General features: G+C 34.7%; 13 protein-coding genes. 2 read left to right on the top strand and 11 right to left on the bottom strand.

Annotation, left to right across the window (positions count from 1 at the left end; all coding sequences use genetic code 11):
• Nucleotides 1-222: 222 nt before the first annotated feature.
• The 8 genes from JOC73_RS06520 to JOC73_RS06555 all read right to left on the bottom strand — a co-directional run bounded on the left by JOC73_RS06520 (nt 223) and on the right by JOC73_RS06555 (nt 9,682).
• Nucleotides 223-831, bottom strand: coding sequence for a hypothetical protein (locus JOC73_RS06520; protein ID WP_204401378.1), 609 nt, complete (start codon nt 829-831; stop codon nt 223-225).
• Nucleotides 832-1,015: 184 nt separating this feature from the next.
• Nucleotides 1,016-1,729, bottom strand: coding sequence for a M48 family metallopeptidase (locus JOC73_RS06525; protein WP_204401380.1), 714 nt, complete (start codon nt 1,727-1,729; stop codon nt 1,016-1,018).
• A gap of 21 nt (nt 1,730-1,750) precedes the next feature.
• Entirely contained in the window at nt 1,751-4,942 is a 3,192-nt protein-coding gene (locus tag JOC73_RS06530; RefSeq protein ID WP_204401382.1) for a type I restriction endonuclease subunit R, read from the bottom strand.
• Between the two features lie 18 nt (nt 4,943-4,960).
• Nucleotides 4,961-5,173, bottom strand: a complete 213-nt coding sequence (locus JOC73_RS06535) for a hypothetical protein (RefSeq protein ID WP_204401384.1) — start codon at nt 5,171-5,173, stop codon at nt 4,961-4,963.
• A 21-nt stretch (nt 5,174-5,194) separates the two neighbouring features.
• Nucleotides 5,195-6,388, bottom strand: coding sequence for a restriction endonuclease subunit S (locus JOC73_RS06540; protein WP_204401386.1), 1,194 nt, complete (start codon nt 6,386-6,388; stop codon nt 5,195-5,197).
• 15 nt (nt 6,389-6,403) lie between these two features.
• Complete coding sequence (locus tag JOC73_RS06545; RefSeq protein ID WP_204401388.1) at nt 6,404-7,921, bottom strand: type I restriction-modification system subunit M; 1,518 nt, start codon at nt 7,919-7,921, stop codon at nt 6,404-6,406.
• A 730-nt stretch (nt 7,922-8,651) separates the two neighbouring features.
• A complete protein-coding gene (locus tag JOC73_RS06550) occupies nt 8,652-8,954 on the bottom strand; it encodes an ATPase (protein WP_204401390.1) in 303 nt (100 codons plus the stop codon).
• Nucleotides 8,955-9,163: 209 nt separating this feature from the next.
• On the bottom strand, nt 9,164-9,682 hold the full coding sequence (locus JOC73_RS06555; protein WP_204401392.1) for an NUDIX domain-containing protein: 519 nt from the start codon (nt 9,680-9,682) through the stop codon (nt 9,164-9,166).
• A gap of 145 nt (nt 9,683-9,827) precedes the next feature.
• Here JOC73_RS06555 and JOC73_RS06560 point away from each other — a divergent pair, with 145 nt between their 5' ends.
• The gene (locus tag JOC73_RS06560; RefSeq protein ID WP_204401394.1) at nt 9,828-10,433 is read left to right on the top strand and encodes a class I SAM-dependent methyltransferase; all 606 of its coding nucleotides are present in this window, start codon (nt 9,828-9,830) and stop codon (nt 10,431-10,433) included.
• Nucleotides 10,434-10,484: 51 nt separating this feature from the next.
• Here JOC73_RS06560 and JOC73_RS06565 read toward each other — a convergent pair whose 3' ends face one another.
• The 3 genes from JOC73_RS06565 to JOC73_RS06575 all read right to left on the bottom strand — a co-directional run bounded on the left by JOC73_RS06565 (nt 10,485) and on the right by JOC73_RS06575 (nt 13,459).
• The gene (locus JOC73_RS06565) at nt 10,485-10,676 is read right to left on the bottom strand and encodes a hypothetical protein (RefSeq protein WP_204401396.1); all 192 of its coding nucleotides are present in this window, start codon (nt 10,674-10,676) and stop codon (nt 10,485-10,487) included.
• 246 nt (nt 10,677-10,922) lie between these two features.
• Entirely contained in the window at nt 10,923-12,032 is a 1,110-nt protein-coding gene (locus JOC73_RS06570; protein WP_204401398.1) for a Ger(x)C family spore germination protein, read from the bottom strand.
• Nucleotides 12,029-13,459 carry a spore germination protein gene (locus tag JOC73_RS06575; protein ID WP_243427877.1) on the bottom strand — a complete coding sequence of 477 codons (1,431 nt, stop codon included), beginning with the start codon at nt 13,457-13,459 and terminating at the stop codon, nt 12,029-12,031. Before JOC73_RS06575 ends, JOC73_RS06570 begins: the two co-directional genes overlap by 4 nt.
• A gap of 113 nt (nt 13,460-13,572) precedes the next feature.
• Here JOC73_RS06575 and JOC73_RS06580 point away from each other — a divergent pair, with 113 nt between their 5' ends.
• Complete coding sequence (locus tag JOC73_RS06580) at nt 13,573-14,658, top strand: GerAB/ArcD/ProY family transporter (RefSeq protein ID WP_204401400.1); 1,086 nt, start codon at nt 13,573-13,575, stop codon at nt 14,656-14,658.
• The last annotated feature ends 26 nt before the right edge of the window (nt 14,659-14,684 follow it).

Consider the following 14,684-nt stretch of genomic DNA (forward strand, 5'->3'; position numbering starts at 1 on the left):
ACAATCCAGTAGAGCAGGCAACAACTAACCTCTACTGGATTTATTGTATCAACTATTGGATTTAGTTTCTATACGTCGATTCTTTGGCGGTTACATTATTGTACGCTTACGAACATTTGGGTGGTTGACAATTCAAATGAATAAATGAAAAAAGTGGAGTCTAATGGTATTCGACTCCACTTTTTTTATTTATTTCCTATTTTCTAATCTGTCACCCTAATATTACCTTGAAAAACCTTCTTTGAATCTATCAAATACACCTTTTTTTCCTCTTTCTTCTACAGCTCTGTTTACTTGAAGAGCTATCTGTTCTATCTTAGCAATATCTCCAACTCTACTTAGAAATTCTGGAACTATAATACTCATCTCATAATCATCTAGTTCAAACTCTTCTTGTATCCATTCTAATCCCACCAATGTTACAGCATTTGCATCTATTTCTATCCCCAACAACGCCATTTCATTAATTCTTTCATTGTATAATCTTATCTTAGACCTAAACTCCCCATCTAATTCTGATGCTAAAAAAGCAACAGCCTCATTTGATTTATCCTTAGATAATTCATATGAAGTCTTTATTACAATACTTTTCAAACTTTGTTCCATTAAATCTCTTCTTAAAGAAGGATTATCTAAAATTGACCAGACTCCAGTTGCAAATGCCCAATTAAGAAATGAAAAAATTTCGAAACATACGTTCCTCTGTTCATAGGATAATGTTCTGTCTGTAGTGTCATTAATAATCTCTAAAAGAAGCTCATTGTGATGGAGTGCATATCTAGCTCCTTCATTTGCAACTAGGTTACATAAATCATTCATGGCCAAATTCATCTAATTTCCCCCTGTGTAATTAATAATTTTAATTTGTAAAATATGTATTTTAATAAATTATCTAAAGACTATACATCATTATTCTATCTAAGTGATTTTAATACCTGTAAGTTTAAATAGGAAAGGTTGAATAGAGTAGAAAGTTACAATCTAAAGAACCACTATTTATTATTGTTCTTCCATATTACAAATCCATCCTAACCCCATAATTCTTTAGCCAGCCTTTCCTTACTTCATAGTCTGGCAATACTGAAGCCAGGAGCTCCCAAAACTCCTTTGAATGATCTTTATGGTACATATGACACATCTCATGAACTACAATATAATCTAATGCACTGGATTTAGCCATAGCACATCTCCAATTAAATAGCAGTTCATTTTTTGATGTACAGCTACCCCATCTCTTTTTTTGTTCTTTAATTTTAATTGCCGCAGGCCTTATGTTAAAGAATCTTTGGTAGTAGTTGACTCTTTCTTCTATTAGTGTCTTAGCCCTATCCCTAAACCATTGCTCCATAGCTTTTCGTATGGATTCTTCAGCCTTATCCTTCACAGTAACAATAAACTTACCCCTATATAGCTTCACTTCAGGTATCTTTATATTTGGATCTATTTCTATCATCATGGAGTAATTTCTCCCTAGATACATAAAGGATTCACCACATACAAATTCCCTGGGGATAGGCTGGTAATGCATATGTTTAAAGGAGTATATCTTTTGAATAATCCAACTTCCTTTACTTTTTACTTTATCTATTATTTGTTCTTCACTTGTACCAACTGGAGCAACAATGGTGATAACATCAGGGGATTCTACTGAAATTTCCATCGTTTTTCTGTTTTTAAAAACTACATTGAATTCTATATTTGTTGTACCATATTTAAATTCTAATTTCATTTAACTCCCTCTAATCTTCAATTATCTTTCTAGTATTGAGAAATGTCTCTTAGCTAAATTTAATAGTGGGTTAACCATACTCTTTCTTATATTTAACTTAATCTGCTTGTGGTAGTTCTTAATTAACATCATAAAAATGGCTCTTTCTATATCAGAGGTTTTTGTTTGATTATTGACCCAGTCTACAACATAGTTTTCTTCTACAACCCTACGAATATCTATTGCAATATTTTTTGATAGATCTATTATGTCATTTCCTAAATAACTTTCAGTTTCTTCCTTAACGACACCATCATCAGTCGCTTCATCTACTATATATTTCTTAACAACCTCGAAGAAAGCAAACTCCTTCTCACTTAAACCTAATACTCTAGATTGGGATTTTGTGCCTACTTCTACTTCTCTTTCAATAAACTCCTGAAGTTTCTTTTTTCTTTCTATAAAGTCGGTTGTAGTATCATCTAATATCTTTTGAAGCTTTTCTAATAGACTTTGATAGAAGACAGGGTTATCATCCATCTTTACATTTATGGCGTGTTTTACAGCATGTTCCATGGCTGAAGCTTGGGCTTCATCAGACTTTAAGGTGTTGATTTTAGTCTTAAAATCATCCTCAAATAGGGTTATTGGTTCTATCCATTGGATGACACCAAGAGATTCTAGATATTCTTCTATAATTTCTCTTACCTTCTCTCCACAATCGCTAATATCCAGCTCTTCATGGGGGCTATATTTCGCCTTTGCACCAGCTCTGATATAACCAAGCCACTTCAGATCATTTAATATATCTGTCCCCACATGGGATGGAAGCAGCATATCTACTGCACCTGAGAATCGCTTATAGCCTATTTCAAATTCTGCCCTCTGATCCTGTGGTTCTAATACCTTTATTAATTCATCGAGGTTATTCTTATCTTTTCCTATGAATAGTCCCATGACGTCTTCTCTATAGGAGAGCATTTCTTTATATAAGTCATTCATTGGCTGCATTGGTTCTCCTAAGTCTTCCTTGTCAAATATCGCTAAAGCTTCTTCTAGGTTATCGGAAACGCCATAATAATCAACAACATAACCACATTGTTTTATAATGTTACTTTTCTTTATCTTTTCTTCTTCAACCTTCCGTACAACCTCCATAGTATGGGTTCTATTTACTCTGGCAATTGCCTGTAATAAGTTATGTTCCTTCAGAGACCTGTCAAGATACATGACCTGTTCTATAGGAGCATCAAAACCTGTCAAAAGCATATCCTTTACAAGAATAAAGCATAGTTTATCCTTTTCAATTGGCTTCTTAAACCTTTCAATTATCCCTTCCTGCTCTGCCTTTGTAGAGAAATGTTTCTTTAGATGAGGAGGATCATTTAAATCCCCAGAAAAGATAACCTTACACTCTAGCTCTTCACCTACAATATCCTTCATATACTTAGTTAAAGCATTGTAGTATTTTACACAGGCTTCTCTACTAACACATACAACTTGGGCTTTAAAACCATTTGGGAGTATATTATCCCTATAATGCTCTAACATATCTATGGCGATATCTTTAATCCGATCTTCAGATTCAACAATAATCTTCTTATTGGCATACTTTTTCTTTATTGCTTCCTTTTCATCCTCTGTTTTATCTTCAAAGGCTTCATTAAATAGATCATCTAATGTTGTATCTTTAATATGAAGACGAGGCATTCTTCCCTCATATACAATCTTTACTGTTGCCCCATCATCTACTGCTTCTTTGATACCATATTTATCAATATATCCCCCAAAGGTTCTTGGGGTAGATTTGTCCTCTTTATCTATTGGTGTACCCGTAAATCCTATAAAAGTCGCATTAGGTAAAGCTGTTCTCATATTAGCAGCTGTGTCCTTATATTGACTTCTATGGGCCTCGTCTGATAGTACAATCACATTAGATTTTGTTGTTAGCACTTCATAGGGAAGACTAAACTTCAGCTTCACCTTCTTACCATCCTCAATGACTTCTCTTTCTTCTGTTTCACTTTCAAACTTCTGAATGGTAGTCATAATTATCTTTGGTTGAGCTTCAGATAAAAGTTCCTTCATAACAGCTATTTTATCTGCTCTTATAGGAGTAGTAATTTTAGATAGGGTTCTTATGAAAGTCCCAAAGATTTGTTTATCCAAGTCTATTCTGTCGGTTACAACCACAATCGTTGCATCTGAGAGCTCCTTAGTTCGTTTTATTTTCCTAGCCAACATTACCATCGTCAAAGACTTACCGGATCCCTGGGTATGCCATACAACACCACCCCTTGATAAGGAGTCTCTTCCCTCAACTAATCTTTTAATAGCTTTGTTCACCGCTCTAAATTGTTGGTATCTACAGATTTTCTTAATTGTAATACCATTATCTGTTTCAAACAATATAAAGTTTCTCATTATATCTATTAAATTCTTCTTTTCTAGTAGTCCCTGTAAGAATAAGTTCTGTCCAAATTCATCTACCCCTTGTACCTTATCCTTTCCAACTGGGTAGGGATCTTTCCATTCTAGATAATGGTTATACTTAGAGCTAATGGTACCTACATAGGCATGATACTTATTCATTATCCCTGTAAAGAAATTCGTATAGAAAAGCCTTGCATTTCCTTCTAATATATTAGGGTCCCGCTCATTCATATATCTTCTAAGCTGTTCAAAAGCTTGCTTTTTACCTATGTTTTCATTCTTAGTCCTTTCTAGAAAGGGTGATTTACACTCTATCACAACTACTGGTATCCCATTAACAAAGACAACTAAATCAGGAAAAATAGATTTTCCTGAAAGAGTTTTCACTTCAAACTGTCTAGTGATTAAAAAGTCATTATTATCTACATTTTCCCAGTCTATAAAATGGACTGTTTGGGGTTTCTTTTGTCCATTACCATAGATATCTTGATCCACCGTATATTTTAAATCTACTATGGCTTCATATAACTTTTCATTAATCTCTAAAAGACTTGCCCCAAGGTTCTCTAGTCTACTTAAATATCGAATGCATTTGTTAATATTTCCTTCATCCATCCATGGATTCAATCTCTTTAATGCAGCATGCAGCCTTTTAATTAATATGACTTCAGTTAGGGTATCCCGTTCATCCTTTTCTGGTACTAATTGAGTACCATGTATGAAGTCATACCCTAAAATATTCTGCATGTAGTCTATCGCTGGAAGCTCTACGAGAGTTTCCTCATTTCCCAAATAGGTCATTCCCCCACCCCCTATTTCCTAACCTATTATTTTAAAATATCTAAATGCACTTTCAATATACTGTTGTTTATCTTCTGGACATGGATACTTTCTTATACTATCATCCATTCTATTATATGCTTTTCTGCTCTCTATCCCCTTAATTTCTTTCATATGAGCAATCCAACAGGACTTAGGGACAAAGCCATAAGTCTCTTTAACATATGTTTGTATTTGTTTATACGTTGCCATATCAAATCCCCCCCCTTATATCTATACTTTTACTCTGATTTTTCCTGTTAGGAGTTTTTGCATTAGTCCTTTTTTAAGAGTTTGGAGACTTTCTCGTTTTGATTCATATTTTTCTATTTGATTGTCTACTGATAGTAATATTGCTGAAATTTTTTGTTGTTCGATATAATCTGGAAGGGGTACTTTCAGCTGATAAATTTTTTGCCCCGAAATAACAGGTTGGGCATTTTGATTAGCAAATTGATTTAAATTCAGATACCCTAATAAATAAAACATAAAAGTAATTTCAAATTTAGTAATTTCGTCTGATATAAATAATGCATTATCAGTGATCCATGATTTTGGTTCCGATATACATACACACCCACACTTTGCACCAACTCTACCTATTACAATTTTAGATTCCTCAATTAAGTATTGATTATGATAACCTGTAATCCCATTACCACCATAAACCGGATATTCTCCCAAAACTATATTCTTTTGAGATAAAAAGTTACCACTTGAAAGCTTAAATACTTCTCCTAAATCTTTTACCTCCCACTCCTCAGGTATCCTCCCAATCTCCGTATCCTTAAACTTTGTATGTCCAATTCCTTTTGTAAGAAGCTTCTGCATAAGCCCTTTTTTCAGTTCCTTTGTTTTTTCTATAAGATTATCGGTGATTTCTATTTGTTGGTCTACTGATGATAGCATGGAGGCTATTTTTTGTTGTTCATTTAGTGGAGGAACTGGTATTAATGTTTCTTGTATATCAGTTGAGTTTACTGCTGGATAATTTGAACCAACCATTTTGTTTGATAATTGATTTAAAAAGCCATCACTTAATGTACATTGATATATATATTGAAATTCTATGTTCTCTTTCGCTCTTAAAACAGCGAAACCAGTTGAACACACTAAATTTTCTAAGTCATCTTTTACTATTGCAAAAGCTTTTAAATATGGTCTTACAGTTGAGATAATAACATCATTTTTCCTAACTTTCCTTCTTGCCCTACTTGGTGCTTCATCAAAAGAATATACTTTTGTATTATTAATAACTCCTGTGCTAACACTTTCTATATCGATATAATTAAGTATAAAGTCTTTATTGGTTTTATTTCCTAGGCTTTCTGGATTTATATTAACAACTTCTCTTATCATCCTCAAGTTCCAACTCTCTGGTATCTCACCTAAATCTGTCATCTTATATCCTTCTCTAACCTTTTTCATTCTTCTCACCTACCTCTATATTGTATCAAATCCCAATTCTTGAAGATACTGGTTTAGTTCCTCTTCAGAATGTGCCATCTTTAATTTTAGCTCTCTTATATCATCTAATACTACCTCAATGTTTACTTCTTCCTCTTCTTCTGTCGTATCTACATATCTACTGATATTAAGGTTATAGTCATTTTCTTTAATCTTATCAAGCTCCACTACATTGGCATACTTTTCTATATCTACATATTCATCAAAGCCTTCTACAATTTTATTTATATCTTTTTCCCTTAATTTATTCTTATTTCCGTCTTTAACAAATCCTTCACTTGCATCTATAAATAATACTTTGGTTCTTCTTTCTTCTACTTTGTTCTTATTGATCACTATTAGAGCCGCAGGAATACCCGTTCCATAGAAGATATTTTGTGGAAGTCCGATAATGGCTTCTACCAAATCATCCTTTAAGAAGCCTTCTCTAATCTTTCCTTCAGCTCCACCCCTAAACAAAACTCCATGGGGTACAACTGTTGCCATTTTTCCCTTAGTATTTAAACTGGCAACCATGTGGGATACAAAGGCAAGGTCTCCATAGGATTTTGGTGGTGTACCATAGGGGAATCTATGATATTGATCTGTACTTGCTTCTTCTAACCCCCAATTTTTAAGAGAGAAGGGTGGATTCGCCAGAACTTTATCAAAGGTTTTTAATACTCCGCCTTCTGTATGTTTTGGTTCTCTTATGGTGTCTCCCTTTTGAATATCCGCTCCTTTTGCTCCATGTAAAAGCATATTCATTTTACAAATAGCCCAAGTAGAGAGATTGATTTCTTGACCATATAGAGATACATTTTTCTGGTTACCGCCATGCTCCTTTATGTACTGTATACTTTGAATAAGCATACCCCCAGAACCACAGGTAGGGTCATAAATACGCTCGCCTTCTTGTGGTTTTAGTAGATTTACCATTACCTTAACTACTTCTGTAGGAGTATAAAATTCTCCCCCCTTTTTTCCACCTTCATCAGCAAATTTTTCAATAAGATATTGATAGGCATCCCCTAAAATATCTTCTGATACTAAGTATTTATTAGATAAATTCATACTATCAAAAATCATTAAAAGCTGATTTAATTTCTTATCAGGTACTCTTTCCTTATCATTGTAGTTTACAGTTGTTAGTACCCCCATTAACTCACTGTTCTTAGGTTCATCTTCAATCGCTTTAAAGGCCTTCTCCAATTCTGGCCCAATATTTAAATTTAAGTTCTTCAGCTTATCCCATCTTGCCTGTTCTGGAATGTAAAAGGTTTCATAAATGGAGGAATCATTAAGAAGTTCTTCTATTTCCTCATCAACCATCCCTTGCTCTTTAAATTCAGCTTCTCTTAATGCTCTTTCCACTTGAAATTCATCATTCATTCTCTTTAAAAATAGCATACCGAATATATAATCCATGTATTGGGTTGCAGATAACTCACCTCTAAGAATATCTGCACACTGCCATAATTTTGATTCTAATTGCTGTAGTGTTAACTTCTCCATCTTCCTGACTCCCTTTCATATATAAATAATTGAAAACACTATAATTATTTTGCATATATTTTAATTCTACAATTATGCCTTGATTCCTTTAATATTACTGACTTTTGATTACATTAAAGGATAAACAATGTGTGAGTAGAAAGGTGTAAGAATTAGTGAAAGCCATTATCCTAAAGATTATAAATTGACTTATTGCTAAATGAGTAAAGAGGAAATTAGTGAAATATTACTTTAATCTTAGATAAATCCCTATAGCAAAAAATTTTGCTTCCAAAAAATATTACAAAAAACATTTGAAATTATATTGACTTACACTTCTTCCGATTGATATATTATTATAAATGCACCACAGGAGGAAGGTTTATGCTAATTTATGACAACTTAGTTACGCATTTAGATAAAGATAATGGAAAGGAAGGTTTATGAATTTACAGGAGGAAGGATTTAACGTCCTAAATATGAATTCACAGGAGGAAGGTTTATGATTACATTTATTAATGTAAATCTTAACCAAAGGTGGTGAGTTTATAGATGAGGAAAATTCTAAATCTATTAGAATTAATATTATCAATTTTGATAGTAGTTCTCTTAATAAAAATAATTCAACTCTAAGACTTCTTAGAGTTCTTTTTTTGCTTTTATATATGCTATAACGTTAATCCTCTGTTTACTAAAGCCTACAAAAATTTTAAAATTTAAGTAAAAAATATGTGGCTTATAATTAGTGTGTTTACGACACCCCTACATGGGGTGCGGTTCCATCAATAATTGCCACCTTAATATCTGGAATCACTACTGCATCGACACTGTCTGGATCTGCTGAACAATGGTGTAGTTCTATGTCATGACCTCTATCTACCATTTCTTGACCTATTTTCTTCATAAGATGGGATTTACCTAATCCTGGGCCTCCCTTTAATAAGTAAAGTCTATTGGCTTCCTTTAAGTTAATAACATGTTGATAATATGAATAAAAGCCTACAGATGTGTTTCCTCCTGGGAACAAGCGTCTAATTTTTCCTTTTTTCGTCATTTTTTTCCCTCCTCATAACTAACTATCCATTTTTAGTCTATTCAATTAATCCCGTTGGTGTGCAGATTAATTCTGGATTTAATATATCATCGCCATATACCCCACTTTCGTCGTATAGACAAATTAAAGCCCAAGGGCATGTTCTATGCACAATGGGCTTTTTACTATTTGGGATCAAGCAACGAATCTATTCTGTTTTTACTTACAATTTACAAAAGTTCCTTCTTCACCAGCTCCAACACCAAAGTTTCCCTCTCAATAGAAAAACCCATGGATTCCTCTTGGTTTGTTATTACCTGTTTATTATGCTTGATTGCTTCATCCAGCTCTATCCAAACAGGTGACGAACCATTGGCGACCTCATAATCCTCCAGCTTTATATTATCAAAGTCTTCCTCTACCCTACAAACATAAAAATAAGATTCCATATGAATTAGATCATACTCTGGTTTATAATGGGGTCTATATTCATCAATATATCCGAATTCTTGGATTAAATCGATCTTCTTTGCCCCTGTTTCCTCAGCCAGCTCCCTTTTTAAGCCTTTAATCAAATCCTCCTTTGGGTCAACCCCACCCCCAGGAAAGCTATAATCGTTGTAGTACTTTGTATAAATCAATAGTATTTTTGTTCCCCTTAGGATAATTCCCCTAGCAGAAGTTCTTTCAAAGGTTCTTCCTGCCGTTGTGTTTAGGTCCCTATGAATCATTTTTTTTATTAATCGCAAGTCATTTACCTCTTTCCTTTACATTTTAACAGCAAAAAAACCTCTCTTTATTTTATATGCGATGGTTTCTTTTGTTATAATATATAATTATAATTGGTTATAATGAAAATAGCAAAGACGCAATCGAAAAGAAAGGAATTTATCAATGAATTATACTGGAGAGAGGGTCATTCCATTTGAAATGAATCCTAAAAGTGGAATCTTAATGGAGCATATAGCCCGTTATGAGTTTGCAAGACAGTTTTGTAAAGGAAGGGTTTTAGACATAGCCTGTGGGGTGGGTTATGGCAGCGACATATTATTAGAAGAAAAACCCAATATTACAGAATATATAGGCATTGATTCTTCAATAGAAAGCATCAATTATGCAAAGGAACACTATCCCTATTTGAAGACTAGCTACTTTGTCGAGGACGCCCTAAATGAAAACCTTCATCAAAAATATGGTACCTTTGATACCATCGTTAGCTTTGAGACAATTGAGCACTTCGAGGGGGATAACATTTTTATAAATAATCTTTATAACCTCTTAAAGCCCGACGGAACCCTGATTATTTCTACCCCCTTTGGAAGAGGTAAAGATCACCCTTGCTCCTGCCCCTACCATGTTTATCAGTACACAGAAGAAGAATTTGTAAAAGTATTGAAAACTTTTTCTAACATCACTATGTATCATCAAATTGATGATGTAATTGAAATACCAAAGCCTGATTTTAAGTATTATTTGATGGTGGCGGTTTGTCAGAAGTAGAAAAACCCTCCAAAGTCTCCAACGACTTTGAAGGGTTTTTCAATTTTTGATTTAATTAATTAAATGGGTAATCCAATGGATTTTAGTTAATGTTTCTTGTTTTTCCTTTTCTATTGTATCATACAACATCCCTACCTCTATCTCCCTGCCTATTTTGTGTTTTTTCAAGTTTTCTGATGAATCTTTATCTCTAGTAATATTAAGCTCCAGTTTAAAATTTCTAATACTTAATGTTTTAGTCATTTCTTACAACTCCCTTTACATATATTGTTAATTTAATTATAGGCTCTATTCAAATTTTCCAAAACCGTCCTTAGACTAGAATTTGTTCAGCCCCACGACGGATATCTAAGCATTAAAAAAGGCCTCCTTCCCTTAGCCCGTAGTTAGTATATTCACCATTTTCAAAAGGTGCTATTCTTTTATCGTAAAAAAACACAGAGTCAATAAAAACGACTCTGTGTTTTGCTATTAGATTGTTATCCTCACCTATCTAAAACTGGTGATATTGGTGCTACCCTCCAGCTGATGCTCCACCTCTAATTGTAGCTGGGTAATGGACAGGGGATCTTCCAAATCTAAATTAGGATATTTCCTCTCCATTAGTTCTGTTATTTGAAATATATCAAAACCCTCCTCCTTCATTTTTGCAAATAAGGCCATACAGTTATCTTTAATGGTTCTTTCTACCGACTCTTCTACTTTTTCAATATTTTCTTTAGTAAAAATTAAGGGGCTTTGGGTTTCTCCAAAGATTGTTCTTATGTAAATTTTCTTCTTTAATAGGATTTTTTCACCATCATACTCTATTTCCGTTTTAGTCTTATTTTTAATGGTATCTACAGAAATCAGTTTCTCCTTATCCTCAATATGAGGGATCGATATTAAAGCCCGATCTATTCTATTTTGCAGGTATCGATAGAACTTCATCTCCGATTGGCTTAACCTTCCCACCATGACATCATCCTGCATAATCGCCCCTTCTTCTGCCATTAGATTTGTACTAACAGGATTTTTTTCCAACTGAAGAATAGAGAGGATATGGGTTCTATCCTCCATTATCCGATAATTCAAATATTGATTTACCCTGTCTAATCGATGCTGTTTTACTAAAAATGGATTCTCCATCAGCTCATCTAAATATAGACCAATGTATTCATTTTGTTTTATCTCATAATCCACAATATCCTGTGGAGATTCAGTTGTCACCAAGGTGTAGGAGCGAAGGATCAATTCTTGATTCCTTTCCAATATATCCATAATGGGCTTAATACCCCTCCGGGCAACCCTTTCAGTCACAATAAAGGCTTTATTTTGCGTATAATCCACCTTATAGCTAGCTTTATGATTGAATTGCCTTGCGGCCTCATAAACAGATTTGCTTTTGGACTGGAGAAAAATTTTTTCCCCTTGCTCAGCATTGGTTTGATTACTCCGATAAGAGTGGAAGCCCTCTACAGTCAGTACATATTCATCATCCTCATTGATGTCCACAATGACAGCAGTAACAAAAATGACCTTATTTATGTCCCTATAGGAGAAACATCCCGTTAAGAGTAGACTTGATAAAATAGTGAATACCAGCACCAATCGTTTCATGATTCTTTCCCCTCTTCAAAGATATTGTCAGATATGCTACGTAAGTCCCCCCTAAAGACTAAATCTTTAAATTTAAACTTTTTGAAGGTTCCCAATGGATAGAGGAAGGGATATCCACAGCTGGTGAGGCTGGATATGTGGGAAACAAACACACTAAAACCTATATAAAAACCCGGTAGTCCCAATAAAGCAGAAAAAATTAAAATGATATTTGACCAAATGACTATGGGACCATATAACTTTGGTATTAAGAACAATGATATTGAAGCTAGGGCCACCACTAAAACGGTGATTTCCGATGCCAATCCTGCACCGATTGCAGCATCCCCTAAGATCAGGGCACCAACAATACTGAGGGCAGATCCAATAGGTTGGGGCAGCCGTATTCCAGCTTCCCTTAATACCTGGAAAAAAAACATCATGATCATGATCTCCACCACTGTTGGAAAAGGTACCCCGGCCCTTGTGACAGCTAAACGGAAAACAAAAATGGTGGGAATAAGCTTGTAATGGTATGTATTCAAGGCCAAATATAGACCCGGTAACAACAAAGCAATCAATAGGCCTGTCCAACGGACCAATCGAAAATAGTTTTGAGCATATTTATTACCATAATAGTCATCTCCAGTACTGAGGTTCTCCAAGAAAAAATGGGGGGCCGTTACGACAAAGGGAGTATTATCTGCCAATATGACAACCCGCCCCTCTGTCATATGGGCTACGGCTACATCAGGCTTTTCAGTATAACCAATCGTATCAAAAATAGAACGCTTTTCCTGTAATCGTTCGTCTATATATTTTGAGCCAACAAGATACTCTACTTCTTCATTTTCTAATCGCTGCCGTATGTAGTCCACCAGCTCTTTGGGGGCTTCACCCTCCAGGTAACACATAACTACAGTGGCATGATTGCTTGTTCCGATACGTAGGTTTTCAAGCTTTAATTTTTTGTCCTTCAATCTTTTCCTAATAAGGGATATATTATCGTTTGTACTCTCGTTGAATCCCTCCCTTGGACCTTTGATAACGGACTCCGTGGGGGGTTCTTGTATAGCACGAAAGCTATACTTTTTAGTTTCGCAGTAAATAATCTCATCAGCAAAACTAAATAGTAAAACAACGTTACCCGACAGAATATGCTGCAATAATTCTTCGTTAGAATGGACATATTCAGTAATTCCCACCTCAATAATAGAGTTCTTTATAAAGTCCATATGCTGACCCCTTAATTCTGTCTTCATCAGTGGCCTAATGACATAATCATTAACTTGCACTACATCACAGATATTATCTATGAAAATTGCAGTTACTTCTCCACCGTCTGAAATGATTATGCGATATGTGACATCATAGCATTTAGCTAATGTTTTTTGAATTTCCTCAAGTTTCTCCTTGTATTTATGTATCATAATATTATTTTTGCTCATCTACATCACCCCATACACTATTGTTGGTCATTGGGTTGAATAATATTCTAATGAGTGGTAATAATGGATAGATGAATCTTAAGATTTACAAGCTAAATAAAAGGAGAGAGTATATGGATAAAATTAATCCAAAGCACTATGCTTTTTTAATACTGGCCACTTGCATTGTATCCCTAAAGACCTATCCTAAGGTTTTTATCCAGAACGGTTTAAGGGACAGCTGGGTGGCAGTGATTACTTCCTCAATTTTAATACTACTGTTCTTGATATACGTCATCAAAACCTGTCAAAAAAATAATGTCTATAACCTTGTTGAAATATTTCAAGGGGCTTTGGGTAAGACCTTCGGCAATGTGATGTTGGGACTCTTTTGTCTAACACTTTTTTTTACTTTAGTGGAAAGTGCAGCGGTAGAGGCCAGTTCGATGCATACCAATATGCTAGTGGCAACCCCTGTATGGTTTTTTATACTATTTTTTGTAGGTCCAGCTATTTATACCCTAAAGCAGGACCTTGTGGCCATCATTACAGTTACCCTAATTGGCATTTCCCTCATTATTATCGCCGGTATGAATTTAGCAGCCATGACCCATCCCTATAAGGATTATAGTCTACTTTTTCCTGTTTTCGCCCGAGGGATTAGTGGCGGTTTTATACTCTCTATCCTCCAAACCTTAGGTTTATTTGGTTGTGTATCAATTACTTTTCCCTACTTAGTGGATGTAACTTCAAAGAAAAGACTCCTCCTTTATGCTGTTTTGGGGATACTCTTCGTCATACAAATGCAGATTGTTTCAACCACAGGCGTCATCGCAACCTTTGATATTTCCCGAATCAATCAAATGCCTTATCCAAAGCTTCTGCAAACCCAATTGGTCAGTCATTTTCGTTTCTTAGAGGCTGGAGAATTATTCGTCATGCTGCAAATAGTCGGGGGCTGGTATATAAAGTATGTGGTCACCTTCTATGCCCTCATTAAAATCCTGAAGGGTTTAAAAATCAATACCCCCTATATGATTTATATCATCAGTCTAATGGTGGCTATATCCGCCTATTTGGCTGGAAATGACTTATTTGTCCTCTTTAGGTTCTTGGCGTACTATACCTACATTGCTTTTGTTGGCTTCGTGGTCATTCCAACCTTTGTGTTTGCAGTATTTTCCTTCAAAAATCAAAAATCCCCCAGTGGAAATGTGTAGCCATCCAGCAACAAGACCTCAACAAA

The sequence above is a fragment of the Alkaliphilus hydrothermalis genome (genome assembly GCF_016908555.1).
Taxonomy (GTDB): Bacteria; Bacillota; Clostridia; order Peptostreptococcales; family Natronincolaceae; genus Alkaliphilus; species Alkaliphilus hydrothermalis.